This window comes from Brevundimonas sp. R86498, assembly GCF_044598075.1.
Classification (GTDB): domain Bacteria; phylum Pseudomonadota; class Alphaproteobacteria; order Caulobacterales; family Caulobacteraceae; genus Brevundimonas.
Genome location: NZ_CP139004.1, coordinates 1,115,563 through 1,141,042, shown reverse-complemented (window position 1 = coordinate 1,141,042; position 25,480 = coordinate 1,115,563). Strand labels below are relative to the sequence as shown.

At 68.9% G+C, this 25,480-nt stretch carries 26 protein-coding genes; 10 read left to right on the top strand and 16 right to left on the bottom strand.

What is annotated here, in order from left to right; genetic code table 11:
- Positions 1-152: 152 nt before the first annotated feature.
- A complete protein-coding gene (locus tag SJY26_RS05705) occupies positions 153-617 on the top strand; it encodes a peptidase S1 (RefSeq protein WP_396595176.1) in 465 nt (154 codons plus the stop codon).
- Between the two features lie 87 nt (positions 618-704).
- On the opposite strand, the gene SJY26_RS05700 is transcribed toward SJY26_RS05705, so the two are convergent.
- Positions 705-3,560, bottom strand: a complete 2,856-nt coding sequence (locus tag SJY26_RS05700) for an ATP-dependent DNA helicase (RefSeq protein WP_396595175.1) — start codon at positions 3,558-3,560, stop codon at positions 705-707.
- Positions 3,561-3,813: 253 nt separating this feature from the next.
- Between SJY26_RS05700 and SJY26_RS05695 the strand changes: the two genes are divergently transcribed.
- Entirely contained in the window at positions 3,814-6,345 is a 2,532-nt protein-coding gene (locus SJY26_RS05695) for a ligase-associated DNA damage response DEXH box helicase (protein WP_396595174.1), read from the top strand.
- Positions 6,342-7,085, top strand: a complete 744-nt coding sequence (gene pdeM, locus SJY26_RS05690; protein WP_396595173.1) for a ligase-associated DNA damage response endonuclease PdeM — start codon at positions 6,342-6,344, stop codon at positions 7,083-7,085. The genes SJY26_RS05695 and pdeM overlap by 4 nt, the downstream gene beginning before the upstream one ends.
- Here the strand turns inward: pdeM and SJY26_RS05685 are convergent.
- The 4 genes from SJY26_RS05685 to SJY26_RS05670 all read right to left on the bottom strand — a co-directional run bounded on the left by SJY26_RS05685 (position 7,082) and on the right by SJY26_RS05670 (position 12,277).
- Positions 7,082-7,504: a DUF3429 domain-containing protein gene (locus SJY26_RS05685; RefSeq protein WP_396595172.1), complete on the bottom strand. Its 423-nt coding sequence runs from the start codon at positions 7,502-7,504 to the stop codon at positions 7,082-7,084. The two genes, pdeM and SJY26_RS05685, sit on opposite strands and share 4 nt — an antisense overlap.
- Positions 7,504-8,259, bottom strand: a complete 756-nt coding sequence (locus tag SJY26_RS05680) for a TIGR02186 family protein (protein ID WP_396595171.1) — start codon at positions 8,257-8,259, stop codon at positions 7,504-7,506. Before SJY26_RS05680 ends, SJY26_RS05685 begins: the two co-directional genes overlap by 1 nt.
- A 49-nt stretch (positions 8,260-8,308) precedes the next feature.
- Positions 8,309-9,235, bottom strand: a complete 927-nt coding sequence (locus tag SJY26_RS05675) for a sulfite exporter TauE/SafE family protein (RefSeq protein WP_396595170.1) — start codon at positions 9,233-9,235, stop codon at positions 8,309-8,311.
- Positions 9,236-9,331: 96 nt separating this feature from the next.
- Positions 9,332-12,277: a hypothetical protein gene (locus SJY26_RS05670; protein WP_396595169.1), complete on the bottom strand. Its 2,946-nt coding sequence runs from the start codon at positions 12,275-12,277 to the stop codon at positions 9,332-9,334.
- 221 nt (positions 12,278-12,498) lie between these two features.
- On the opposite strand from SJY26_RS05670, the gene SJY26_RS05665 reads away from it, so the two are divergent.
- The 3 genes from SJY26_RS05665 (at position 12,499) to SJY26_RS05655 (ending at position 13,521) form a co-directional block, all read left to right on the top strand.
- A complete protein-coding gene (locus SJY26_RS05665) occupies positions 12,499-12,693 on the top strand; it encodes a hypothetical protein (RefSeq protein WP_396595168.1) in 195 nt (64 codons plus the stop codon).
- A gap of 61 nt (positions 12,694-12,754) precedes the next feature.
- Positions 12,755-13,258 carry a pyridoxamine 5'-phosphate oxidase family protein gene (locus tag SJY26_RS05660; protein WP_396595167.1) on the top strand — a complete coding sequence of 168 codons (504 nt, stop codon included), beginning with the start codon at positions 12,755-12,757 and terminating at the stop codon, positions 13,256-13,258.
- Between the two features lie 5 nt (positions 13,259-13,263).
- Positions 13,264-13,521 carry a hypothetical protein gene (locus SJY26_RS05655; RefSeq protein ID WP_396595166.1) on the top strand — a complete coding sequence of 86 codons (258 nt, stop codon included), beginning with the start codon at positions 13,264-13,266 and terminating at the stop codon, positions 13,519-13,521.
- A 3-nt stretch (positions 13,522-13,524) separates the two neighbouring features.
- Here the strand turns inward: SJY26_RS05655 and argF are convergent, their stop codons facing one another.
- The 4 genes from argF to SJY26_RS05635 all read right to left on the bottom strand — a co-directional run bounded on the left by argF (position 13,525) and on the right by SJY26_RS05635 (position 16,895).
- Positions 13,525-14,442, bottom strand: coding sequence for an ornithine carbamoyltransferase (gene argF / locus SJY26_RS05650; RefSeq protein WP_396595165.1), 918 nt, complete (start codon positions 14,440-14,442; stop codon positions 13,525-13,527).
- The gene (locus SJY26_RS05645; protein WP_396595710.1) at positions 14,442-15,623 is read right to left on the bottom strand and encodes an aspartate aminotransferase family protein; all 1,182 of its coding nucleotides are present in this window, start codon (positions 15,621-15,623) and stop codon (positions 14,442-14,444) included. Before SJY26_RS05645 ends, argF begins: the two co-directional genes overlap by 1 nt.
- A gap of 217 nt (positions 15,624-15,840) precedes the next feature.
- A complete protein-coding gene (locus SJY26_RS05640; protein ID WP_396595164.1) occupies positions 15,841-16,662 on the bottom strand; it encodes an ABC transporter permease in 822 nt (273 codons plus the stop codon).
- 38 nt (positions 16,663-16,700) lie between these two features.
- Positions 16,701-16,895 (bottom strand): hypothetical protein, encoded by a 195-nt coding sequence (locus SJY26_RS05635; protein WP_396595163.1) that lies wholly within the window; start codon positions 16,893-16,895, stop codon positions 16,701-16,703.
- Between the two features lie 209 nt (positions 16,896-17,104).
- On the opposite strand from SJY26_RS05635, the gene SJY26_RS05630 reads away from it, so the two are divergent.
- Positions 17,105-17,620: a GcrA family cell cycle regulator gene (locus SJY26_RS05630; RefSeq protein ID WP_305637749.1), complete on the top strand. Its 516-nt coding sequence runs from the start codon at positions 17,105-17,107 to the stop codon at positions 17,618-17,620.
- Positions 17,621-18,105: 485 nt separating this feature from the next.
- Here the strand turns inward: SJY26_RS05630 and SJY26_RS05625 are convergent, their stop codons facing one another.
- The 4 genes from SJY26_RS05625 to apaG all read right to left on the bottom strand — a co-directional run bounded on the left by SJY26_RS05625 (position 18,106) and on the right by apaG (position 20,789).
- Positions 18,106-18,522 (bottom strand): hypothetical protein, encoded by a 417-nt coding sequence (locus SJY26_RS05625; protein ID WP_396595162.1) that lies wholly within the window; start codon positions 18,520-18,522, stop codon positions 18,106-18,108.
- A 121-nt stretch (positions 18,523-18,643) separates the two neighbouring features.
- Entirely contained in the window at positions 18,644-19,318 is a 675-nt protein-coding gene (locus SJY26_RS05620; protein WP_396595161.1) for a serine hydrolase domain-containing protein, read from the bottom strand.
- 112 nt (positions 19,319-19,430) lie between these two features.
- Complete coding sequence (locus SJY26_RS05615) at positions 19,431-20,336, bottom strand: LytTR family DNA-binding domain-containing protein (RefSeq protein WP_396595160.1); 906 nt, start codon at positions 20,334-20,336, stop codon at positions 19,431-19,433.
- A gap of 48 nt (positions 20,337-20,384) precedes the next feature.
- Complete coding sequence (gene apaG, locus SJY26_RS05610) at positions 20,385-20,789, bottom strand: Co2+/Mg2+ efflux protein ApaG (RefSeq protein WP_396595159.1); 405 nt, start codon at positions 20,787-20,789, stop codon at positions 20,385-20,387.
- Between the two features lie 108 nt (positions 20,790-20,897).
- Here apaG and SJY26_RS05605 point away from each other — a divergent pair, with 108 nt between their 5' ends.
- Both SJY26_RS05605 and SJY26_RS05600 read left to right on the top strand, forming a co-directional pair.
- Entirely contained in the window at positions 20,898-21,935 is a 1,038-nt protein-coding gene (locus SJY26_RS05605; RefSeq protein ID WP_396595158.1) for a 2'-deoxycytidine 5'-triphosphate deaminase, read from the top strand.
- Between the two features lie 37 nt (positions 21,936-21,972).
- Complete coding sequence (locus SJY26_RS05600) at positions 21,973-22,284, top strand: hypothetical protein (protein WP_396595157.1); 312 nt, start codon at positions 21,973-21,975, stop codon at positions 22,282-22,284.
- A gap of 6 nt (positions 22,285-22,290) precedes the next feature.
- On the opposite strand, the gene SJY26_RS05595 is transcribed toward SJY26_RS05600, so the two are convergent.
- Positions 22,291-23,580: an MFS transporter gene (locus SJY26_RS05595; RefSeq protein WP_396595156.1), complete on the bottom strand. Its 1,290-nt coding sequence runs from the start codon at positions 23,578-23,580 to the stop codon at positions 22,291-22,293.
- Positions 23,564-24,034: a cupin domain-containing protein gene (locus SJY26_RS05590; RefSeq protein ID WP_396595155.1), complete on the bottom strand. Its 471-nt coding sequence runs from the start codon at positions 24,032-24,034 to the stop codon at positions 23,564-23,566. Before SJY26_RS05590 ends, SJY26_RS05595 begins: the two co-directional genes overlap by 17 nt.
- A 48-nt stretch (positions 24,035-24,082) precedes the next feature.
- On the opposite strand from SJY26_RS05590, the gene dapE reads away from it, so the two are divergent.
- A complete protein-coding gene (gene dapE, locus SJY26_RS05585) occupies positions 24,083-25,264 on the top strand; it encodes a succinyl-diaminopimelate desuccinylase (protein WP_396595154.1) in 1,182 nt (393 codons plus the stop codon).
- On the opposite strand, the gene SJY26_RS05580 is transcribed toward dapE, so the two are convergent.
- Positions 25,261-25,479, bottom strand: a complete 219-nt coding sequence (locus tag SJY26_RS05580) for a hypothetical protein (RefSeq protein WP_396595153.1) — start codon at positions 25,477-25,479, stop codon at positions 25,261-25,263. The two genes, dapE and SJY26_RS05580, sit on opposite strands and share 4 nt — an antisense overlap.
- Position 25,480 lies beyond the last annotated feature (1 nt).

Here is a 25,480-nt window from a genome sequence, read left to right as displayed (position 1 = left end):
CCTGTGACGGCGGCGGACAGCCCATTGTCGGCTTGCCGCGCGCGAGGCTGATCCACGTCGCTCCGGTCCGGGGCGGCCCGTTGCCTCGCCGATCCAATTCGGCGATATCGCCCAACGCGGTTCGCGGAGGGCGAGGCGCAATGGGAGTCCACATGAAAAATCAATCGATTCTGTCGGCCACGCTTGTGGCGGCGACCGTCCTTGCCGGGGCCGCGAATGCCCAGAACGCCAGCCTCAACCCGAACTCGGGGCAGGTCCAGCTGCGCGCCGGCTTTTCGCCGGACCCGTATACGGTCTCCGTCGTGGCGGGAGGAAGCGAGGATGGTAATGGTCTCCCCGGCACCTGCACCGGCTGGATCTCCGATGCCCCGGACTTTCGCGTGACCTACACTGCCGGGTCTTTGCCCCTGGCGTTCCGGACCGTTTCGGAAGCCGATACGACCCTGATCGTCAATGACCCGAACGGCAACTGGTCCTGCGATGACGACAGCTTCGGCGACGGCGATGCGCAGGTCGTTTTCCGCAATCCGGCCAGCGGCGTCTATGACATCTGGATCGGGACCTACAGCCGGGGAAGCACAGCCCGCGCTGTTCTGGGCATCACCGAGACGCCCTGACCCCTTCGACGCGTCGGTGGGCCCCTGCGGGTCCACCGACGTCCCCCGCCCGAACCGGGACCAATCCACGCTTCCAGCCGGACCTTGTCACCCCAGAAAGCCGCGCGTCAGCTCGATCGCCTCGACCAGAGACATGCGCTGGACCTCGGTCCCCGGCGGCAGGGCGGCGAACAGGCGGGTCGGCGTGGCGGCGTCCAGCATAACGAAGACACCCCGGTCATCCCCGCGGCGAATCAGGCGGCCGAAGGCCTGGGCGATGCGGGCGCGGGCCAGGGCATCGTCGTAGCCTTTCGCGCCAAACTTCTCGCGCCGGGCCTTGTGCAGCAGGTCGGGGCGCGGCCAGGGCACGCGATCGAAGGCGAGCAGGCGAAGCGAGCGCCCGGGCACATCAACGCCGTCCCGGACCGCATCGGTGCCCAAGAGGCAGCTGTCCTGTTCGGCGCGGAAGATGTCGACGAGGGCCCCCACCTCCAGCGGATCGACATGCTGGGCGTAGAGGGGGATCTGGGCCTTGGCGAGAGCCGGCCCCAGCCGCTCATAGACCGCCTTCAGCCGGCGGATGGCGGTGAACAGGCCCAGCCCCCCGCCCCCGGCGGCGAGGAACAGTTCGCGCATCGCCGCCGCGGTCTGGCGCGGATCGTCCTTGCCCACATCATTGACGACGATGACCCGGCTGTTCGAGGCATAGTCGAACGGGCTCTCGACCTTCAGGGTGCGGGCGGGCTCGATCAGGCGGGCGGCCCCGGTGCGCATCCGGGCCATGCCGAACAGGTCGCCGCCGCTCGCCTCCGCGATCGGGTCCGACAGGGTGGCCGAGGTCACCAGCACGCCGTGGGCGGGCAGGATCACGGCGGCCTCCAGCGGCACGGTCGGGTCGATCCAGTGGCGGCGCAGGGCCACGTCGTGGATGCGGCCGAAGGCGGTCTCGACCGACAGCCAGTCGACGAAGTCGGGGTCGGGCTCGGCCCCGCCGTCCTGCAGCGCGGCCAGCATGGAGCGCCAGCCCGGCAGCGTCATGCGGGCGCGCCGGTCCAGCCCTCGCAGCGCCCCCTCGATCCGGGCCCGGGCCGACCCATCCAGCTCGGCCGCCTCGTCGTCGAGGATGTCCTCCAGATGCCGGGCGAGGGCCAGAAGCGGGGCCTCGACAGCGGCGAGGGCCTGGGCGGCATTGCGCGCCGTCTCCAGCAGGGGTTCGGTCGCCGGGCGGACGCCGCATTCGGTGCCGAATTCCGACGACCCGGACGAGGCGGCCTCGGAGGTGCGGGCGCGGATCTGTTCCAGGGCCGCCATCAGGAACTGTTCGATCGGGCCGACCGGATTGACCTCCCCCGACGGCGGGGCAATGCGGCCGGAGATGCCCTCGCCGGGCAGGGCGGCGGCGGCGCGGATGGCGTCCTGAAGCGCCTTCGCGGCCGCCTCGTTGTCGGCGCACAGGTCGCCCAGCCTCTGTTCCAGACCACGCCCGCGCCGGCCGCGCCCCTCCGGCCCCCGGATCCAGCGGCGCAGCTCGGCCGCCTCCTGGCCCGACAGACAGGCGGAGAAGGCGCTGTCGGCGGCGTCGAACAGATGGTGGCCCTCGTCGAAGACGATGCGCTTCAGGGCCGCGGTCTCGCCGTCCTGTTTCAGGCCGCGCGCCGAGCGGGCCCCGTCGAAGGCGGCCTGGGTCATGACGAGCGCATGGTTGGCGACGACCAGATCGGCCCGGCGGCTGGCGCGGATGGTCTTCTCGACGAAACAGGTGCGGTAGTGGGGGCAGGCGGCGTGGACGCATTCCCCGCGCCGGTCGACCAGATTGCCGGCGCTGGCCTGCTGGCTCGGCGGCGTCGCGAACAGACCGGGCAGCCAGCCGGGGAAGTCGCCGCCGGTCATGTCGCCGTCTCTGGAGTGCATCGCCCAACGGCTGGTCAGGGCGAGACCGATGAGGTCGCCATTGCCCAGCTGGGCCGCCTGGACCATGTCCTGAAGGTTCAGCAGGCAGAGGTAGTTCTCGCGGCCCTTGCGGACCACGGTCTTGCGCTTGCGCTCAACCGGATCCGGCCAGAGGGCTGCGCTTTCGCGGTCGATCTGGCGCTGGAGGGCGCGGGTGTAGGTGGAGACCCAGGCGGCCCCCTGGTTGCGCTCGGCCCACAGGGAGGCGGGGGCCAGATAGCCGAGCGTCTTGCCGGTGCCGGTGCCCGCCTCGGCCAGCAGCATGCGGGGGCGGCCCTCCTCGTTGCGGGGGGAGAAGGCATAGGCGGCCTCGGCGGCGTAGTCGGACTGGGTTGGACGGGTCTCGTCCAGACCCGAGGCCTGGAGCAGCTTCTCCAGCCGGATTCGGGCGGATTCGGAATCGACCGGGGCCGAGCCGGCCTCGCCGCGCGGGGCCTCGTCCTCCCATTCCGGCAGGCGCGACCAGGCGTCGAGGCCCGAGCCGCGGTGCTGGCGGGCCCGGAGCGGGCCGGCCTGAAGCGCGCCGGACACCCGCCAGGCCCAGGACCAGCCCGCCCGGCCGAGCGTCTCGGCGAGGGTGAAGGCGTCCTCGCGATGTGGATAGGCGGGGTCGGCGAGTTCCTTCAGCAGGGCGGCGGCGGCGTCGCGCAGGGCGGCGGCCTGGGCCTCGGCTCCCTTCGGCTCGGCCATGCCCAGCGCCAGCGCCAGGCCGCTTGGCGACGGAGCGCAGAAGGTCGCGGGCCGGACGAAGGCCCACAGCTCCAGAACGTCCAGCAGGTCGGGCGAGCGGGGCGGGGCCGACAGGCCCAGCCGCCGGGCCGTCAGGCTGGCGTGGGCCACCAGCACCGGTCCGCCGAGGAACACGCCTTCGGCCGCGCCGCGCCCGATCTTGCGCGCGCCCTCGTCGTCGCAGATCGCCCCCGCACCGGGCGGGACAGCCAGGGCAGGCGGCAGGGCGAGCCACGGCTCGGTGCCGCTGAGGCTGCGGTTGGAGAGGACGGATTCGTCGGACACAGTCGATAGATAGCCATTCAATCGTCGAAACGGAACGAGAACATCTGGCGGCCATGGGCGGCCCGATCTATTTGTCATCCATGGACCCGACACCGGCATCTCGGCCTTCGTCAAAAAAACTCAGAATCTTTCTGATTGTGGCGGGCATGATCGCGGCGGCTGCGCTGCTTCTCGATTGGTGGGTGCGAAACAGCGACTTGGTTGCGCAGGACGCTTGCCTCGATTCCGGGGGTCGTTGGAGCGAGGGCGAAACATGCCAGTTCGAACAACCGGCGGAGTGACTGCCCTCCCCCCGCTGTTCGCCGACTGGTTCGCCGCGCGCGGCTGGAGCCCCCGGCGGCATCAGCTGGAGATGATCGCGGCGGCGCAGGCCGGATCGCACGCCCTGCTGGTCGCGCCGACGGGGGGCGGCAAGACGCTGGCGGGGTTCCTGCCCAGTCTGATCGATCTGGCGGAACGGGGACCGCGGCCGGAGTTCGGGCCGGGCAGTGGCATCCATACGCTCTATGTCTCGCCGCTGAAGGCCCTGACCACAGACGTCGAGCGCAATCTGATGACGCCGATCCGCGAGATCGGGCTGAACATCCATGTCGAGAGCCGCACCGGGGATACGAAGCAGTCCAAGAAGCAGCGCCAGCGGGACAATCCGCCGGACATCCTGCTGACCACGCCGGAACAGCTGGCCCTGTTCTGCGCCTGGGGCGGGGCGCGGGCCTGGTTCGCCGACCTGAAATGCATCGTGCTGGACGAGGTGCACGCCATCTGGTCCGGCAAGCGGGGCGACCTGCTGAACCTCGGCCTCGCCCGGCTGCAGAGCTTTTCGCCGGGGCTGAGACGGGTGGCGCTGTCGGCGACCATCGATGATCCGCAGCTGATCGCGGAGTGGCTTCAGCCCCACGATCCTTCTCCCCTTGCACGAGAACGGATTGTGATTGTGAAGGGCGACCCCGGGGCGGTGCCGGTCATCGACGTGCTGGTGTCCGAGGGGCGGGTGCCGTGGGCCGGGCACACGGGGCAGCATGCGATCCCGGAGGTCTATGCGGCGATCCAGCGGGCCGGCCTGTCGCTGATCTTCGTCAACACCCGCTGGCAGTGCGAGTTCGTGTTCCAGCAGCTGTGGGCCATCAATGAGGACAATCTGCCGATCGGCCTGCACCACGGCTCGCTGGCGGCCGAGCAGCGGCGCAAGGTCGAGGCGGCGATGGCGCGGGGCGAGCTCAGGGCCGTGGTCTGCACCTCGACTCTGGATCTGGGCATCGACTGGGGCGACGTCGATCTGGTCATCCAGATGGCGGCACCGAAGGGCTCGAGCCGGCTCGTTCAGCGCATCGGGCGGGCCAACCACCGGCTCGACGAGCCGTCTCGCGCCCTGATGGTCCCCGCCAGCCGGTTCGAGCTGCTGGAATGCCAGGCCGCGAAGGAGGCGGTGGCCGACAACGCCTTCGACTGGGAACCGCACCACATCGGCACACTGGACACCCTGGCCCAGCACATCATGGGCGTGGCCTGTTCCGAGCCGTTCGATCTCGACGCCCTGCATGCCGAGGTCACCGGCTGCGCCCCCTATCGCGCCCTGAGCTACGAGGCGTTCGAGGAGGTGGTCGATTTCGTCGCCACCGGCGGATATGCGCTCCGCACCTATGACCGGTTCGCGCGGATCGTGCGGACGCCGGAGGGTCGCTGGACGGTGCGCAATCAACTGGTGGCCCAGCGGCACCGGATGAACGTCGGGGCCATCGTGGCGGCGGGGACGCTGAACGTGAAGGTGGCCTCGCGCCGCGGGGGCGCGTCCAAACAACTGATCGGCGGGCGCAAGGTCGGCGAGGCCGAGGAGTGGTATTTCGAACAGCTGACGCCCGGCGACACCTTCGTCTTCGCCGGTCAGGTCTGGGCGTTTCAGGGGATCAACGGCATGGACGCCCTGGTGACCCACGCCACGGACAGGGACCCGAAGATTCCGTCCTGGGGCGGGGCGCAGTTTCCGCTGGGGACCTCGCTGGCGGCGCGGGTCCGGGCCATGATCCAGGACCGCGACCACTGGCGGGTCCTGCCGGTCGACGTGCAGGAATGGCTGGAGCTGCAGGCCGAACGGTCGATGATCCCCGACGCCGACAGCCTGCTGGTCGAGACCTTTCCGCGCGGCAGCCGCCATTTCATGGTGGCCTATCCGTTCGAGGGGCGGCTGGCCCATTCGACCCTGTGCATGCTGCTGACGCGGCGGCTGGACCGGCTGGGCGTCGGGCCGCTGGGGTTTGTGGTCACCGACTATTCGTTCGCCATCTGGTCGATCAAGCCGATGGAGGGGCTGGACTGGGACGCCCTGTTCCAGCCGGACATGCTGGGTGACGATCTGGAGGCCTGGCTGGAGGAGAGCTTCATGATGAAGCGCACCTTCCGCAATTGCGCCCTCGTTTCCGGCTTGATCGAGCGGCGACAGCCGGGGGCCGAGAAGACGGGGCGTCAGGTGACCTTTTCCACGGACCTGATCTACGACGTGCTCCGCCGCCACCAGCCCGACCATCTGCTGCTGCGCACGGCGCGGTCCGATGCGGCGTCGGGCCTGCTGGACGTGGCGCGGCTGGGCCAGTTGCTGACCCGGATCGCCGGCCATATCCGCCATGCGCCGCTGGAGCGGGCCTCGCCCTTCTGCGTGCCGGTGCTGGTCATGATCGGGCGCGAAAGGGTCGGGGGCGATGCCGCCGACATGATCCTGGAAGCCTCGGCGCAGGATCTGATCGACGAGGTGATGGAAGACGCACCGCCCGAACTGCAGGGGGCGGCATGAACGCGGCGCTGAGGGAGACCCTGACGCCGGCTCGGCGACCGTGCGGTTCGCTGTCGGTGCGGGTGATGGGCGAGCGCGCCGTGCTGCGCTGTTCCGGGGCACTGTGGCTGCCGGCCCACGGCACGCTGGTGGCGGCCGATCTCCATCTGGAGAAGGGCTCGGCCTTTGCTGCGCGGGGACAGATGCTGCCGCCGTATGACAGCCGGGCGACGCTGGCGAAACTGGAGGCCGAGATCGCTGACCTGGCCCCGGCGCGGGTCGTGTTGCTGGGCGACAGTTTCCACGACAGCCGCTCGATCGGGCGGATGGCAGAGGACGACCGGGACCGTCTGGACCGGCTGGCCGACAGCCGCGATTGGGTCTGGCTGGAGGGCAACCACGACCGCGAGGCTTTGGTCCAGGCCGACGCGACGGCCGTGGCCCGCCTGCCCGGCCGGGTGGTCGGCGACATGGCCCTGGGCGCGCTGTTCCTGACCCACGAGCCGATGCCGGACGGGCCCGCAGGTGAGGTCGCCGGACACCTTCATCCCTCTGCCTGCGTGGTGGCCCATGCGCGGCGGGTCCGACGGCCCTGTTTCGTCACCGATGGCCGGCGGCTGATCCTGCCCGCCTTCGGGGCCTTCACGGGCGGTCTGAATGTGCGGGACCCCGCCATCGCCGGGCTGTTTACCGAGCCGCCGATGGCCGCAGCCCTCGGCAAGGACCGGGTCCATGCCCTGGCCTGGGCGGATCTGGTCTAGGTCCCGGCCAGGGCCGCAAGGCCGAGAGACAGGACGGCTCCGACCGTGGCGGTGGTGCGCAGTGCCCGGTACCAGGGCGTGGAAGGGCCGCGGTCCCAAAGCCAGACGAGGGCCAGTCCCGCCGCCAGCACCCCGAGCCGCAGGGCGGCCGGAGCCGCGACGCTCACCAGCGCCAGCCAGGCCACGATGGCCGGCAGGTTGCTGAGGATCAGCCGGGCAGGAGAGGGGTTCTGCCCTGCCAGTTCGCCACCCCATCGCGCCCCACCCAGAAACGACAGGATCACCGCCGCATAGGCCATCAGGGCCCCCGTCCAGTCGAAGCCGGGGATCGCGCCCAGAACAGCCATAAGCGCGCAGCCGGCGAAGGGGATCAGGCCGGCCAGCGCCAGGGCCCAGGCCGTCGCTTTCGCCCGCTCCATCAGCTCCTCCTGAAGATGCGGCTGGCGAGATAGCCCATCCCGGCCGCCAGCAGGACGCAGAACAGGCCATAGGTCCAGGGGCGGCGATGGGCCAGTTCGTAGACCTCGCGCTCGAAACCGACCTTCTCAACCGTGAGGGTCAGGTTGGACACCCCGGCGGGTTCGCCGTCGCGGAACAGCCAGACCTCGGCGTGGTACTCACCGGTCGGGGCCGTGGCCGGGAGCTCGACCTGAGCCCGGAACAGGCCCCGGTCGACGAAGCTGACGCCGTCCGGATCGGTGTCATAGAGCTGGGCCGCTTCCCGCAGCCGGATGACGGCGCGGCGCCAGTCCAGATAGTCCTCGCCCAGACGGCTGATGACGACGTCGCGCACGCCGTAGCGGGTCACGGTCCGGCTCTCTTCCGGGGCGTCGATGCGCAGGTGATCGACGCCGACTCCGAGACGGCGCAATTGCCCGAACCCGGCGATATCCGGAAGCGGCCGGGTCGAGGCGGTCATGTAGAAGCCCGGCGCGCCCTCGAACAGGACGGGACGGCTATTCAGCCACACACCAAGGTTCCGCGTCTTCTTCACCAGACGCACCGGGGCGTCGGGACCGCGAACCACCACCACGACGTCGGTCGGATCGGTCGTCGGGTTGAACACGGCTCCGTACAGAACAATGCTCGCGCCGCGGAAGCTGGAATCGACCTCGACCCGGGCATCGGTGAGGGCGGCGGCCACGCGCAAACCGGTGACGGTGCCCACGGACATTTCCGGGGCCGGGGCCGTCGCAGCGGGCGGGGGGGAGGGAGGGCCTGGATCATCCGTCCGAAATCCCGGGGGCCAGCAGGAAGATGTCCGAGGGGCGCACAAACAGCTCCAGCCCCATCTGGATCCCGACGAACAGGATCAGCAGGCCGAGGGCCGCACGCAGCTCCTCCGCGCGGAACTTGCCGGCATAGCGGGCCCCGAGCTGGGCACCGACAACACCGCCGAGCAGGAGCAGGGTCGACAGCACAATATCGACCGTCTGGTTGCGCCCGGCCTGAAGAATGGTGGTGATCGCCGTGGTGATGATGATCTGGAAAAGGCTGGTCCCGACGACGACCCCAGCCTTCATGCGCAAGGCATAGAGCATGGCGGGAACGAGAATAAAGCCGCCGCCCACCCCCATGATGGCCGACAGCACGCCGGCCCCCACCCCCAGGCCCAGAGGCGGAATGGCACTGATGTAGAGGCCGGACTTGGGGAACCGCACCTTCCACGGCAGGCCATACAGCCACAGCGGCCGGCGCCGCTCCTTGCGGGGGGCGATCTCGCCGCGACGGCGGCGGAGGATCTCGGTCAGGCTCTCGTACAGCATCAGCAGGCCGATGGCGCCCAGGAAGATCAGATAGGACAGGGCCACGACCAGATCGGCCTGGCCCAGCAACCGCAGATAGCGGAACAGCTCCACGCCGCCGATCGCCCCCATGGCCCCGCCGATCGCCATGATCCCGCCCATGCGGAAATCAACGGCCCCCTGCCCCGAGTAGCGGATCACACCCGAGGTGGAGGAGGCGACGACGTGGCTGGCCTGGCTGGCGACGGCCACCGTCGGGGGAATTCCAAGGAAAATAAGCACCGGGGCCATCAGGAAGCCGCCGCCGATCCCGAACAGGCCGGACACGAATCCGACCAGCGCGCCCAGCATGACCAGGAGCGGCCAGTTCACCGAAACCTCGGCGATCGGCAGATAGATCTCCAAAGGGCCGGCCTTCGGCTGGGAGGTTACGCTGGACGCCTTGCGGCGCCTGTGGGTGTGTTAGCCGGACGGCCCGGAAAGGGCTACCCGGATCAGGTGTCAGGCGAGCGGCTCCAGAGCGAAGGCCTCTGCCTGGGCCCGGGCGGTCTGGCGCGAGGCAGCCGGAACGGTGGGGGCGAGGCGATCCACCGCGGCCTGGGCCTGTGCATCGCCGGCCCGGGCCGCAATGAGATACCAGCGGTAGGCCTGGGTCGGATCCGGGGCGATGCCCTCGTCGCCATTCTCATAGATTCGCGCGACATTGTACTGGCTGTCGATAAGTCCGCGATCGGCCGCCTTCTTCAACCAGTCGAGCGCCTCGCGCCGATTGCGCCCGCCCCCGACGCCGTCGAACAGATACATGCCAAAAGCGTGCATGCCACGGGGATCGCCGCCCTCGGCGGCGCGGCGCGCCCAGAGCCGGCTCTCCTGCGCATCGACGGTGACCCCGTTTTCTCCGGTCTGGTAGAGACCGGCGAGTTTGAGCTGGGCCTGGGGCTCGCCGAGGTTCGCCGCGCGGGTCAGGGTGTCGACCCCCGCCGCCTCGCCGCGATCCAGCTGCTCGATCGCCTGGGCAAACAGAGTTTCCGCTTCGGTGGCATCGGCCGGCGCGGCCTCGAGCGGCGCGTCTGTCGGGCTGAGCGCGAGCGCAGCGATCGGCATGGCATCAGACTCGCCGCCGGTGGTTCCCAGCAGACGCCCGATGTCCAGAACATCGTAGCCGGTCAGTCGCCCGGTCGCATAGAGACCGCCAATCACGGCCATGCCGGTCACCGAGGCGAGGAAAGCCTTCTTGACGGTGCCGGTCTCGCGGGACGCCTGTTTGTCCAGCCGCTCCTGCAGGCGGGACTTGCCGCCCTTCTTCAGGCCGCCGAGTCCGAAGGCGACACGCGGTGCCTCGACCGGCGCGCTGTTCATGGCGACCCGGGCGGCCTCGATGGCGTTGCGCGTGGACGACGGCTGTCCACCGATGGTCGCCGTTCCCGCCCCGGCGCGCAGCCGGCGGGCGTCGACAAACTCCGTTTCCGCCGAGAACTCCTCGCCCGCGTCGGCGACCAGCGATCCGGACAGCGGAGCCTCCGCGCGGGCCCCGTTGGGAGCGGCATCCGCGTCCGCGAGGGCTTCAAGCGCGTCGCTGACGTCGGCTCCGCCAAAACCCTTGAAGACGGTCGAGGCCGTGCCGAACCGGGCGGCCGCGACCGTGTCGCGGACGGGCGGCTCGACCTCGACAGGGTCAGGGCTGTCGGCGAGATCCGCGGCCATCGTTTCGGAAGCCGGGGCCTGGGGCGCTTCCGGGAACGGGTCGATGTCCGCCGAAAGGGAATCAATCGACCATTCGTCGCCGGGCCCCTTCGACGGGTCGGCATCGACGGGAAAGGCGGACGCCCGCCAGTCGGGCTGGGCGAATTCCGCCTCATCGGAGGACCGGGCCGGAGGCGGCGGGGGCGACTCGGCCAGACGCTGTTCCAGCGTGTCGCGCGCCTCGGCCAGCAGTTTGGCGGTCCGCTCCTCGGACAGGCGCATCCGTTCGGCCAGTTCGCCGGAGGCGCGATCGTAGCGCTGCTCGATGCGTTCGGACCCCTCGCCCATCCGACGGCTGATGTCATCGAGCGCCTGGGCGGACTTGCGCTCGGACTGGGCGATCCGGTCGGCGAGACGGTCCGAGATGCGGGTGATCTCGACACCCAGCTTCTCGATCGCCAGCGCATGCTGGTCATCGGCGCGCGTCAGGCGGTGCTCGATCGCCTGGCCGAACCGGCTCATGTCGCGATCGACCTTGTCGGACAGGGTGGCCGTCAGCGTCTGCTGCAGCTTGTCCAGCCGGGCGTCGCCCGCGCTCTCGATCCGGTCGACCCGGGTGTCGAGGTTCTGGGCGATGCGGAGCACCTCGCGCCCCATGGCGTCGATCCCCTGGGCCGCGCGCTGTTCAGCGGCCCGGGCCTGTTCGCCGAGCGCCTGGACCGCCGTCTCGATGCGGACCATCCGGCCTTCGCTCTCGGCGGTTTCCAGCCGGCGCATCATCTCGGTGCGGTTGGCATCCATCTGGCGCGACAGGGTTTCCGCCAGTTTCTCGAACCGGTCCGCTTCCCGCGCGCTTGCAGGATCGGACTGGCTCTCGGTCGCCCTCAGGCGCTGGTCCAGACCGGCGAAGGCCCGCTCAAGATTGCGGAGCGCCTCGGTCGTCTGGCCCTGGGCCGCGTCCAGCCGACGGCCGACCTCGACCAGGACGTCCTTGCCCGGACCGGCTCCGGCGCTCTTCTCGACCGCGTCCAGCCGGTGCAGCAGGGTCTGACTGTGGGCGCGGCTGCGCTCTTCCAGATCATAGAGCCGGCTGGTCAGGGCGGCGACGGCCGTTTCGGTCTTGCCGAGAACGTCGGCGCTCTCGACCCCGTCGAGGCGTTGCCTCAGCTCATTGAGCCCCGAACGCTGGCGTTCCTCAATGTCGTAGAGGCGGCCGGCCAGACCACCGACGGCCTGTTCAACCTTGCCGATGGCCTCGGCCGTGCGGGGACCGGCATCCTGCTCGAACCGGCGGAGCCGCTTGTGACCCTCCTTGAGCTCCTCGGAGATGTCGTCGATACGGCGGCCATACTGGCCAGCCTGCTGGTCCTGGGCCTCCATCCGGCGAACGAGGCCGGACACGGCCTGGTCCACCCCCTGGATGGCGAGGGTCGAGCGGCGCTCCGCCGCCTCCAGACGGGCCGCGATGGCATCCACCGAAGCGGCCACCCGCTGGAGGGTGTCCCCGTCCCGCGCCAGACCGCGCGGGTCCGTATCATAGACGTCGTCGAGACGGCGCGAGCGGCCGCGACGGTCGAAGGCCTCGGAGGCATGGGGACGGCGCGGCAGGGGCTGGACGACATCGTCGTCGTCTCCGTCGTCCATGATCATGGTGTTGAGCCACTCGCCCAGGGTCATGCCCGAGCGTCGCGCAAGGTCCTTGGCCACCTCACGCGCCTTGGGGTCGATCCCCTTCACGCTCCAAGGCGCCGCGGCTGCGCTCACTGATTCGGCTCCCGACCCATACGCGTCACGCTAATCGCCCATATTCGGGGTGTAAACGTGTGGTTAACCCCAACATCTTGACGGCTGCCCATTCTCCTGTGGACAGCGACCTTGAGTGGACTTTCTGTCGGGCCAACACGGTTAACGCGGTCTTAAGATTAAGATCCCGGAAAGGTTTGCTTGCGCCCGCGCAGGTCGCCCGCCACATCGCGGGGATGTCGATGTCCCTGACCCTCATCCTTCTGGCCGCGACCCTTGCGGTCGGCCTGGCAGCCGGCTGGCGGGGCGCCCGCCCCAGCGACTTCCTGCGGCCACGGCTGATCCCGTGGCGGTTCATCATGCTGCTGGCCGGAGCGCTGGGCTTCCTGCTGCTGATCCATCTGGGCGCCTTGCTGGGGGTGACGCCGAGGGCCTGACGGAACGGCCGTGCGGCTGGACGGTTATTCCCGCCGACCGCAATCGCAAGGAGCCGGATACATGGCCGACGAAACCCTCACCGCTGCCGACGCTGAACACGAATTCTGGAAGCATCTGAAGAGCTCCAACACCGGCATGCTGGGGATCGACCGGCCCGGCTATCATTCCCAGCCCATGACGGGATATCGCGAGGAAGAGACCGGGACGATCTGGTTCTTCACCCGCGACGACACCGACCTGGCCCGCGATATCGCGGGCGGGGGCCAGAGCGGCATGTTCACATACGGGTCGAAGGATCAGGAGGTCTGGGCCTGTTTTCACGGGTCGATGACCCTGCAGCGCGACCAGGCGGTGATCGACAAGCACTGGAACCCGATCGTCGCGGCCTGGTATCCGGACGGCAAGGATGACCCGCATCTGACCCTGATCCGCTTCGACGGCGATGACGGACGGGTCTGGGTGTCAAAGAAGGGGGCCACGGGCTTCTTCTTCGAGATCGCCAAGGCCAACCTGACAAAGACCACGCCGAACGTCGGTGGCGTCGCCGACGTCAATCTGGACTGACCGGGATGGAAGCGATCAAGGCGCAACTGCGCTCGTTCGGCCTGCTCGACTGGGGAATCCTGATCGGGGCGGCGGTGGTGCTCGCGATCCTGTTTGACGGCGTGCTGGGCGTGCTGATCGGTCTGGTGGTGGGCTATCTGGTGGTCACCGCAGGGCGCAACGGCGCGCTGGGCGGCTGGCTCCAGAGCCGGCTCAGGCGCGATGAGCAACGCTCGGATGTGCCCCCGGCCCCAACCGCGCCGCCGCCCCCGCGCGACCTCTAGTTCTCACGCGTCGGCGAAACACCAGGCGAGGACCGCCTTCTGGGCGTGGATGCGGTTTTCGGCCTCGTCCCAGACCACCGAGCGCGGCCCGTCTATGACCGCGTCCGTCACCTCCTCGCCCCGGTGGGCGGGGAGGCAGTGGAGGAAGATGGCGGCCGGGTCCGCGAGGTCCATCAGGGCCTGATCGACGGAATAGTGTTCGAAGGCCGCCAGCCGGGCCTCGTAGTCGCTGTCGCCCATCGAGACCCAGGTGTCGGTGATGACCACCTCGGCCCCCCGCACGGCGTCGCGCGGGTCGCTGGTCAGGGTCACGGCATGGCCGCCCCGCGCCAGATCACGCAGGTCGGGATGATAGTCCGCCGGGCAGGCGACGTTCAGGTGGAAGCCCAGCAGCGGGGCCGCGTGGATGAAGCTGTGGCAGACGTTGTTGCCGTCGCCGATCCAGGCCAGCGTCTTGCCCGCGATCGGACCCAGCTGTTCCTCGATCGTCACGATGTCCGCGAGGATCTGGCACGGGTGCGAGCGGTCGGTGAGACCGTTGATCACAGGCACGGTCGAGGCCTGGGCGAAGCGCTCGACATCCTCATGGCTGTTGGCGCGGATCATCACGGCGTCGACCATACGCGACAGAACCCGGGCGGTGTCCTCGACCGGCTCGCCCCGGCCCAGTTGCATGTCACCGGCATTGGCGATGATCGCGGCCCCGCCCAGCTGGCGGATGGCGGCGTCGAAGCTGAACCGGGTGCGGGTCGAGTTCTTCTCGAAGATCATGGCCAGCACGCGGTCGCGCGCGGGCGCGTCGGTGTCGGCCCGGCCCTGGGGCCAGCCCTTGCGGGCGGCCTTGCGGGCATGGGCATCGTCGAGGATGGACCGCAGGTCGGCGGGCTCCAGCCGGTGGATGTCGAGGAAGTGGCGGACCATCAGGCCGCGGCCTTCATCTTGTCCCGCGCGGCCTCGCAGGTCCGCTCCAGCTTCTCGATCGCTTCGCGGGCCTCGTCGAGGGTCAGGTTGAGGGGCGGGAGCAGACGCACACAGTTGTCGCCGCCGCCGGCGATCAGCAGATGCTGGCCCTCACGGGCCCAGCCCATGAACTCGCGATTGTTGGGCACCAGCTTCAGCCCGATCAGCAGGCCCTTGCCGCGCACGTCCTCGATGATGTCGGGGAAGCGCTCCTTCAGCCCGTGCAGCTGCTGCTTCAGATAGCCGGCGATCTCGTTGACGTTGCCCAGCACCTCGGGGGTGTTGATGGTGTTGAAGGCCGCCAGACCGACGGCCATGGCCAGGGGGTTGCCGCCGAAGGTCGAGCCATGGGCCCCGACGGTCATGCCTTTCGCCGCCTCGGTCGTGGCCAGACAGGCCCCGATCGGGAAGCCACCGCCCAGCGCCTTGGCGATGGCCATGATGTCGGGGGACATGTCGGCCCATTCATGCGCCCACAGCTTGCCGGACCGGCCCATGCCGCACTGGACCTCGTCGAAGATGATCAGGACGCCGTGCTGGTCGCACAGTTCGCGCAGGCCGCGCAGGCAGACGTCGGGCATGGCGCGGCAGCCGCCCTCCCCCTGCACCGGCTCGACGATGATGGCGGCGCAGTTCGGCTCGGCGATCGCGGCCTTCAGCGCCTCGTGGTCGCCCCACTTCAGCTGGTGGAAGCCCTGCATCTTCGGCCCGAAGCCCTCGGTGTAGTTCGGGTTGGCAGCGGCGTTGATGGCCCCGTAGGTGCGACCGTGGAAGGCGCCGTCGAAGCCGTAGATGTCGATCCGCTCCGGGCTCCCGTTGGCGGCGTGATATTTGCGGGCCGTCTTGAGCGCGCATTCGACCGCCTCGGTGCCCGAGTTGGTGAAGAAGACCACGTCGGCGAAGCTGGTCTCGGTCAGCCGGTCGGCCAGGGCCTCCTGGTCCGGGATGCGGAAGATGTTGGAGACGTGCCACAGCTTTTCGGCCTGGGCCTTCACGGCGTCCACCAGCACGGGGTGAGCGTGGCCGAGGCCGTTGGTCGAGATGCCCTGGACGCAGTCCAGATATTCGGTCCCGTCCGTGGCCCACAGACGCGCGCCTCGCCCGCGTTCCACTTCCAGCGGCGCGCGATTGTAGACACCCATCAAATGACCGGACACGGACAGACCTCCAAAAGAAACGAAGCCCCGGCGCGGGTGCGACGGGACTTTCAGAAACACGGTTGTCGGACGGGGGCGGGGGTGAGTCAACACCGGGTGAGGCAGGAGGGATTAGGGATTAGGGATTGGCCAGACTGCCGAAGCGGCAGAACCGGGCCTGCACTCACGCCCTATTCCTGATCCCTAATCCCCAATCCCTCGCTCAGCTCTTCAGCCGCCAACCGGACTTGAAGACCAGCCAGCAGGCGACGGCCATCACGACGGTCAGGGCGGCGCTCATCACGACGCCGACCATGAGGTTGCCCTCGGCGTGGCCGATGAAACCATAGCGGAAGCCGTCGATCAGATAGAAGAACGGGTTCCAGTGGCTAATGGTGGCGAAGGGCTCGGGCAGGTTCTCGACCAGATAGAAGGTGCCCGACAGGAAGGTCATGGGCATGACCACGAAGTTCTGGACCGCCGACAGGTGGTCGAACTTCTCGGACCAGAGCCCCGCCAGCACCCCGACCATCCCCATCAGCAGGGAGGCGATCAGGCCGAACCAGAGGATGGCGGCGATGTTGGCGACGCCGAGGCGGGCGAAGGGCAGGACGCAAACGGCCGTCACCAGGCCGACGGCCAGCCCGCGGGTCGCGGCTCCCAGCGCAAAGCCGATGGTCAGCTCCAGCGGGCTGAGCGGCGGGGTCAGGAAGTCGGTCGAGGTGCCCATGATCTTGGCCTGGATCAGGCTGGACGAGGCATTGGCGAAGGCGTTGTTCAGCATCGCCATCATGATCAGGCCGGGGGCGACGAACTCGGCGAAGGGCGTGCCGTGCAGCGGCGGCCGCGCGCCCTGCAGGGCGACCACGAACACCAGCATGTAGAGAAGGGTGGTCACCACCGGGGCGGCGACCGTCTGGGCTCCCACCTTCCAGAACCGCCGCACCTCGCGGAAATACAGGGTCTGGACCCCGATCCAGTTGATCCCGGCGTAATGGCGCGGGGTGGGCAGGCCGGAGGGCCGGGTCGAGGCGAGGTCGGTCATGCGGCCCAGATGCGGCCGGAGGCCCGTCGACGCAAGGCCTAGAGGCCCGGATTGACCTTGCGGCGGGCAGCATCGGCCTCGGCGATCAGCCGCAGGCCCGAGATCTCGGCGGCGTCGGGGGTCAGCACCATGGCGACTTCAGGGGGATCAACCACGTTCACGCAGCCGTCACCGGCGCGCGGGGTCAGCGGCTTGCGCATCGGGATCGGGGCCGGGGGGACATCTGCGGACATGGACTAGCAACACCGGCTGGGCACCGCCTGTTCCGAACCGCCCGGCTTCCGCCTCCGCAGAACAACGATTCAAGATGTGGGTTTCTGTGGACGACTGATTCGCACATCTTGCGTCCGTTAAGGTCTCGTTTACGATTAGTTGTGGCGAAGGGAACCCGGGAGGGCCTTCAGGCGCCACATCTTGAATCAAACCGTACCCGGAGGGTGGCATGACGGCTGGCTGGACTGAAGACCGCGTCGGCGCGCTGAAGAAGCTGTGGCTGGAAGGCCAGTCGGCCTCCCAGATCGCCAAACAGCTGGGCGGCGGCGTCACCCGCAATGCCGTGATCGGCAAGGTGCACCGTCTGGGCCTGTCGGGTCGCGCGACCCCGTCGCAACCGGCCCGCACCTCGACCTTCCGCCCGGCCCGCGTGCGCACCACGCCCCCGGCCCAGCCTTCCGCCCCGCGCCGGATCGAGGCGGCCCAGCCGGCCCCCCGTCCGGTCGTCGCCGCCCCCAGCCTGCCGGCCGTGGCCGAGATGGCCGGGACCGCCACGGTCATGACCCTGGGGGCCCATATGTGCAAATGGCCGATCGGGGACCCGTCCTCGACCGAGTTCAGCTTCTGCGGCCGCCGCGCCTCGGAAGGCGTCTATTGCCAGGAACACGCCCGCGTCGCCTACCAGCCGCAGATGAAGCGCGGCGGCAAGGAAGAGCTGGCCCGCAGCCTGCGGCGCTATATCTGACCTTTGACGGCGCGCCCTGTCGCGCCGTCGTCACGCTTGCCCCCTAGAGGGCTGCATCCGCCTCGCCGGGCTTCCCGGCGAGATCGGGGCGGGGCTGCGGTTATCCGGGTTGACGCAGCCCCACACCCGACCGTTTTCCGGCTCCCCGACCGTTTGAGTCACGGTGACTTAAAATTGGGTGACTCAGGGTGACTCTGGAAAATATCTTCGCGATTTCAGCGCCCTGCGCGCCCGGCAAATGTCACGGTGACGCGATTGTGCGAAATCCGTCGGTGCCGGCGCCGATGGGACGCCACCAAACCTGTCAAAGACCGGCCATGAACGTGGGAACGGCATCGCTGTGCGCAAGCACGGCTTCGGAATAAATTCCTTCACAGCATACAAGCTGCGGGAGCGGAAATCTGGATCCGATCGGGCCTTGGGCACGCCACTCTCGCGGCGATCGGCGGGTTCCATAAGCTGTTCCACCCCTCCGCAGTTCGCCATCACGGCTGTCGTGCGTTTGACAGCCACCGCTGGTACTCCCCGAGGAACGGCGAACCCGGATCGATCTGCGCGATCAGCTCGGGCATGGCGGCGAGCGCCCTCGCGTTCGGCGCGTTCAGGAAGATGATGATGCCATCCTGCGACGGCGTCCCGATATAGGCGAGGCTGACCTCGGACCAGTCCGCGCCGCCATGCTCGAGGACGGTGGCGTCACCAAACCTCAGGACATTGAAGCCCAGACCGTAGCCCTGATGATCGGGACAGGCGGTGGCTGACGGTGACGCGCAGTCGACGATGGCCTGATCGCCCTTGTCGGTCTGGACGCGGTCGCGGTCCGCCGCCATCGCAGCGCTATACCCCTCGGCCGCCGCCACAGCCTTGAGGAACAGGGCGTAGTCGCGAACGGTGGTGACCATGTCGTCAGCGGCGGCATAGCTGCCCTCGGCGCGGCATCCGCCGCCGTACTCCGCAGGCCGGCAATAGTATCCGGGAAACCGGTTCGCCTCATCGACCGGCCTGGCAATGGACGTCGCCGCCTCACCCCGCCGGGCGACCAGAACTCGTATGGGTCATTCCGATCGGACCGAGCACGACCGCCTGCACAAGGTCCGGAAACGGCTGGCCGAGCTTTCGCTCGGTGAACCGCGCCAGATACTCCGTGCCTTCGCCGGAATAGCTGTAGCGCTCCCCCGGCCCCGACTGAAAGGCCAGCCGTCCGCCGCGCAGGAAGAAGCGCCAGTTCGGAAAGCCGGTGGAATGGTTGAGCGCTGTCCGTGGCGTCAGGGCGAGCCGGCGCGGATCATTGGCGATGTCCGGATCCAGCCAGTAGGCGACCATCGGTTCGTCGAGCGACAACCGTCCCTGATCCGCCAGACGCAGAACCGTCTCGGCTGTCACGGTCTTGGTGATCGAGGCGACGTTGAAGCGGGTCCCGGGGCCCGCCGCGATTCCGGGGGACTGTTCTCCCAGATAGTGTTCCCAGACGAGCTCCCCGTCCCGAATGACGCCGAAACCCGCCGTGACGATGCCATGGCGTTTGACGATCCCGGCAAGCGCGGCTTCGGCGGCCTGATCCGGAAGCCCTGTCCGACCGGCGGCAGGGGGTTGTGCGAGGGTCGCGGGTGGGGGCGGTGGCGCGCAAGCGATCGTCCCAAGGGGCAGCAGGCTGCCGATCACAAGCGCGATCCGCGCCACGGTGCTAATCTGTTTCACTGTTGCTCTCCGGGTTCTCAATCGACGGCAGCAAAGCCTAGCCTTTGTGATTGAGCCCGGAGAAAGATCCTGTGAATCGACACCTGCCGGGATGGGTCGACACACCCGCGGCCTAGACGGCGAGCTCCCGGAGCCGTCGTGCCCCCGCACGGCTGGTCATGATGGACGTTCCGTCGCTCATTTGCAGCAGAAGACGGGCGTTTCCGGCGGGCTCGACATGAACAATCGCGCCGATCCGCACGATGTACGAACGATGGGCTCGCACGAACTGGTCCTGTGGCAGGATTTCATCGAAGCGCGACAGGGACGTCGTGGACAGGATGCTCCGGGCGGTCGTGACGATTTCGGAATAGCCGTCCACCCCGGCGATCCGGAGAAGGTCCGACATCAGCACGGGGACCATTTCCTTGTCGCAGCGGACCATCAGGGATGTCGACGAAACCCTCGGGACCCTCGGAACCACGCCCGAGGGGGGTGAAAGCCCCTCTACCGGTTTTGAATCCCCGACCGCGTTGCGCCAATAGACGAACAGGGCAAGCACGCCATAGACGGTGACCCCCTGAAAAAGCTGCCAGCTCAGCGCGACCGGACCGAACGGCGTGACGCTGAACCCCTCGGTTGGCCAGTTCGGCGACAGGGCGAAACCGGCCAGACTGCAGAAATACCAGATGACCGAGAAGGCCGCCGCGAGCAGCGGGTGAACAAGGATCGCGAGCGCGCTGCGGGAGCTGACGGCCAGTCGATAAACGATGGGACGAAACACCAGCGCGGGGACACTCAGGGACAGTGTGTTGATGGCGGCGAAGCCGATCGATGTGATGAGGGGCTGATCCAGCGTTGTCGCGAACGCGGTCAGATATCCCGCAAACAGGACGGCGAGCCCGAGCAGCAGCGGCCCTGCGTCCCTGTGCGCCTTCAGTACCCACGGTCTATCGACACCGGCCATAGGGGTCAAAGTCATTCGCGGTCCACGCTCTGCCTTGGTCGCAGCTAAGCGCATCCGCAGGGTTCCGGCCATGGGAGCAGAGATTTCGAATTTTTCATCCTGAAGGCCGGGAGGTGCCCCTCAGTTCAGGACCCGCCCCCCGGGAACATCCAGACTGAAGGTGGGGATCGTGGCCTCGAACGAGCGGCCGGCGGCGTCGGTCATGGTGTAGGCTCCGGCCATCAGGCCCGAGGGGGTCGGCAGGGGGCAGCCCGAGGCATAGGAATAGCTGTCGCCCGGCGCGATCAGGGGCTGTTCGCCGACGACGCCCGGACCGCCCACCGTCTCCACATGGCCGGTGGCGTCGGTGATGATCCAGCGGCGGGCGATCAGCTGCACCGCCTGGTCGCCGCGGTTCTCGATCTCGACCTGATAGGCCCAGACCCAGCGGCCCTCATCCGGATCGGACTGGCCGGCCAGATAGCTGGGGCGCACGCGGATCACCACGCCCTCGGTCTCGGCTTCATAGGGACGGCTGTCATGCATTCCGCATCGTCGCCCGGCGAGGAGGCGGTTTCAAGCGCGCTCAAGCAGCGAGCGACCGCGTCGTGAGCGATAGTGCGCCCGGCACCATCCCTGTGTATGGGCTGGGTCATGACCCTTGCCTTTCCGACCCCCACCTTCCTGACTCCGGGCATCCTGCCCTGCCAGTCCATCGAGACCCTGATCGCCGCCGGCGCGATCACCTCGGCCACCCCGTTCGATGCCGATCAGGTCCAGCCGGCCAGTCTGGATCTGCGCCTGTCCGACCGCGCCTGGCGGGTGCGAGCCTCCTTCCTGCCTGGGCAGCGGCTGGTCGCGGACCGGATCGAGGATGTGTCGATGCATTCGATCGACCTGTCGGACGGCTATGTGCTGGAAAAGGGGTGCGTCTATATCGCCCTGCTGCAGGAGCGGCTGAGCCTGCCGCCGGGCCTGATCGCCCGGGCCAATCCGAAGTCCTCGACCGGGCGGGTCGATGTGTTCGTGCGGCTGCTGACCGATCGCGGCGGAGCGTTCGACGATGTGGACGCCGGCTATGACGGGCCGCTGTATCTGGAGATCGCGCCGCAGACCTTTTCCATCCTGGTGCGGCCGGGGACGCGGCTGAACCAGCTGCGGCTGAAGGCGGGTGAGCCGCCCAAGCTGGAGACCCGCAGCGTCGGCGTGGACCTCGAGGGCGGCGACATCGTCGGCTTCCGCGGGCGTCGCCACGCCGGGGTGGTCGATCTGGACCGGATCGACGGCCATGACCCGAAGGATTTCTGGGAGCCCCTGGCCCTGCGGCGCGGCGAACTGCTGCTGGACCCGGGCGAGTTCTACATCCTGGCGTCCAACGAGGCGGTGGAGATCCCGGTCGACCAGGCCGCCGAGATGACCCCGATCGATCCCAGCGTGGGGGAGTTCCGGGTCCATTACGCCGGCTTCTTCGACCCCGGCTTCGGCACCGACGAGGCGCACGGCGCGGGGTCCAAGGGGGTGCTGGAGGTGCGGACCCACGATACCCCCTTCCTGCTGGAACACGGCCAGATCGTCGCCCGGCTGGTCTATGAGCCCCTGACCGAACGGCCGACGCGCCTGTATGGCGAGGGCGGCAGCCACTACCAGCGGCAGGGGTTGAAGCTGAGCAAACACTTCAGGGCGTGGGGGTAGGCCCATGAGGAGCGCCATAACCGCACCGCGTGAGGTCATGGTCTGGAATCTCGAGGCCTATGGAGAACACGACGTCGCAGTCGCCCTGTCCGAAGCGCCCGAACAGGTCTTGTTCCTGGCCTGGATTGAGGCTTCCCAGGCGATGCTTGGCGATCCTGAACGACGCATGATCGATCATTATCTCGCGCGGGGGGCTGTAAAGGCGATTACCGGAAGTGACCGGCCGCTGGCGCGGAAAGTTCGACGGTTTGTGCATCCAGAGCCGAAGGCCGCCATAAGCGCTGATCAGCTCGCAGCATGGAACCGGTGGTGGACAGAAAAAAGCTCCGAGACCCGTGCGCCGTCGTGAGGTAGCTCACACCAGCTTGTCGGCCTTTCTGAGCGCCGGGAACAGTTTCGCCCACACGCCGGTGGCCGTCAGGGCACCGATGCCGCCGAAGACGGCGGCACCGATGGGGCCGAGGAGGCGGACCGAGACGCCGGAGAAGGCCTCGCCCAGTTCATTGGAGGCCCCGATGAAAAGCATGGACACCGAGGACACCCGGCCGCGCATGTGATCGGGCGTGGACAGCTGGATCAGGGTCTGGCGGATGTTGACGCTGACCATGTCGGCCATGCCGCCGATGAACAGGGCCGCGGCGCTGAGCCAGACCACTTTCGACAGTCCAAAGATCAGGGTGCACAGGCCGAACACGGCGACCGAGGCGAACATCAGCAGGCCGCCCCGGCCGGGGATGGGGAACCGGGCCAGCACCAGCGCCATGGTCAGGGCGCCGCCGCCGAAGGCCGCGCGCAACAGGCCAAAGCCTTCCGGCCCCACATGCAGGATGTCGCGGGCGAAGATGGGGGTCAGCAGGGCGACCCCGGCGAACAGCACCACGATCAGGTCCAGCGAGATCGCGCCCAGAACGATCTTCGTGTTCCAGACATAGGACAGGCCGTCCCTGACCGACTGCCAGCGCCCCACCCCGCCCTCGACCGGGGCCGGCCGGCCGCTGGTGCGGATCAGGATGAAACAGGTCAGGCCGACGGCGAACAGGGCCAGGGACACGCCATAGGCCAGGGGCGTGGACAGGCCGACGATCAGGCCGCCGAGGGCCGGGCCGGCGATGGCCCCGGTCTGGAAGGCGATGGACTGGGCGGCGATGGCGCGCGGCAGGGCGGCCCGGCCCACGACCATGGGCAGGAAGGCCTGGCTGGCGGGGGCGAGGAAGGCGCGCGAGGCCCCGAAGGCGACCGAGACGGCCAGCAGCCCCCACAGGGGCGGATTGCCGTGGATCGCCATGGCGAGGAAGGACAGGGCGCAGGTCCCCTCGGCGCAGATGGCCAGAACCACCGTCATGCGCCGGTCGCGGCGGTCGGCCATCTCTCCGGCCGGCAGGGTCAGGGCCAGAAGGGGGATGAACTGGGCCAGACCCACCAGCCCCAGATACAGGCTGGCCTGTTCGATGGGGTGGTCGCGGCGGGCGATCTCATAGACCTGCCACAACAGGGCCGAGGACTGGATCTGGATGGCCAGGACGGCCGACAGCCGCCCCAGCCAGATCAGGCGGAAGTCGCGGAACTGCCAGGGATTGGTGGCGGCCTTCGCCGCCTCGGCGACGGGCGGGGTGATGGGCGGGGGGGCCTCAGGAGCGTCGGTCATGTTTCGGGTAGGGAGTCCCGTCCTTGTGGTGGAAGCTGCCGGAGGCAAAGGTCATATCGATGTCGGGATAGACGCCCCGGTCGCCGCCCGGGGTGCGGGTGCCGACCTCCAGCAGAACGACCTCGCCGTCCGACCGGTTCTGCAGGCAGTGGCCGTTGGGCACCCCGGCCTTGAAGCCGGCGCAGTCGCCGGCGCGGAGCAGGGTTTCACCGTCGTCCTCGACCAGCACGACCTCGCCCGACAGGACCCAGACGAACTCATCCTCGCCCTCGTGCCAGTGACGCTGGCTGGACCAGGCCCCGGCGGGCAGGCGCAGCAGGTTGACGCCGAACTGGTCGAGGCCGACGGCGTCGCCCAGCCGCCAGCGCCGGCGGGCCAGGCAGGGGCCGGCGTGCTCGTCCGGATAGCTGGTCCCGTGACCCGTGGGTGCGGCGTCGAGGTCGATCTTCGGCATGGCGGTTCCCCTTTTCGCCGTGGTCCGCTCCCCCTAAAGCATGAGCGTATGAGCGCTGCATCAACTCCTGTGATCGATCCTGTCGAACTGACCCGCGACCTGATCCGACGGCCGTCGGTGACGCCGGCCGACGCAGGGGCCATGGACACGCTGGAGCGGGTGCTGACGGATCTGGGCTTCACCTGCCGGCGCATGGCCTTCGAGGGGCCGACGGGGGTGGGGGCCGATGCGCGGATCGAGAACCTGTACGCCCGGCGGGGCACCGCCTCGCCCAACCTGTGTTTCGCCGGCCATACGGATGTGGTCCCGACCGGGGAGGCCGCGGCCTGGTCGGCCGGGCCGTTCGAGGCCGAGGTGAAGGACGGGATCCTGTACGGGCGCGGCGCGGTCGACATGAAGGGCGGGATCGCGGCCTGGGTGGCGGCGGTGTCACAGGTGCTGTCCGAAGGCGAGCCGGCGGGCAGTTTGTCGTTCCTGATCACCGGGGATGAAGAAGGCCCGGCCCTGCAGGGCACCAGGAAGGTCGTCGAGGCCCTGATGGCCGAGGGCGAGGTGATCGACGCCTGCGTGGTCGGCGAGCCCTCGTCGCAGAGCCGGCTGGGCGACATGATCAAGATCGGGCGGCGCGGCTCGCTGAACAGCTGGATCACCGTCCATGGCAAACAGGGCCATGTCGCCTATCCGGCCCGGGCGGCCAATCCGGCCCCGGTGCTGGTGCGGCTGCTGGCCCGACTGGACGCCCATGTGCTGGACGAGGGCTATGAGGCCTTTCAGCCGTCGAACCTCGAGATCACCACCATCGACATCGGCAATCCGGCCACCAATGTCATTCCGGCCGAGGCGAAGGCGCGGCTGAACATCCGCTTCAACCCGGCCCAGACGGGCGACGGGCTGATGGACTGGCTGAACCGCGAGGCGGGGCAGGTCCAGGCCGAGACCGGTCTGGCCATCACGCTGGAGCATCTGTGCTCGGGCGAGGCCTTCCTGACGCCGGTCGGGCCGTTCGTCGTCGCGGTGCAGGATGCGGTCGAGGCGGAAACGGGCGTGCGGCCCGAGGCCTCGACCACCGGCGGCACCTCGGACGCGCGCTTCATCCGGGCGATGTGTCCGGTGCTGGAGTTCGGTCTGGTCGGCCAGACCATGCACCAGATCGACGAACGGGTGCCGATCGCCGAGCTGGAGGCCCTCACGGCGGCCTATCGCCGGATCATCGCGACGGTTCTGGCCTAGTTCAGCGGCCCGGTCGGGGTCGCCGCCATCAGCTCCAGCCGGGCGATGCGGCGGTCCATGTCGGCGACGACCTGTTCCAGCCTGGCCCGTTCGGAGGCCATGTCCACCGGGGTGCCGTCGTCATAGGTCAGCTGCGCGCCCTTCGCGATCAGATCCAGCCGGTAGATTGCGGTGACGCGCGCGGCCCGGAACCGCTCCAGTTCGGTTTCGGCCATC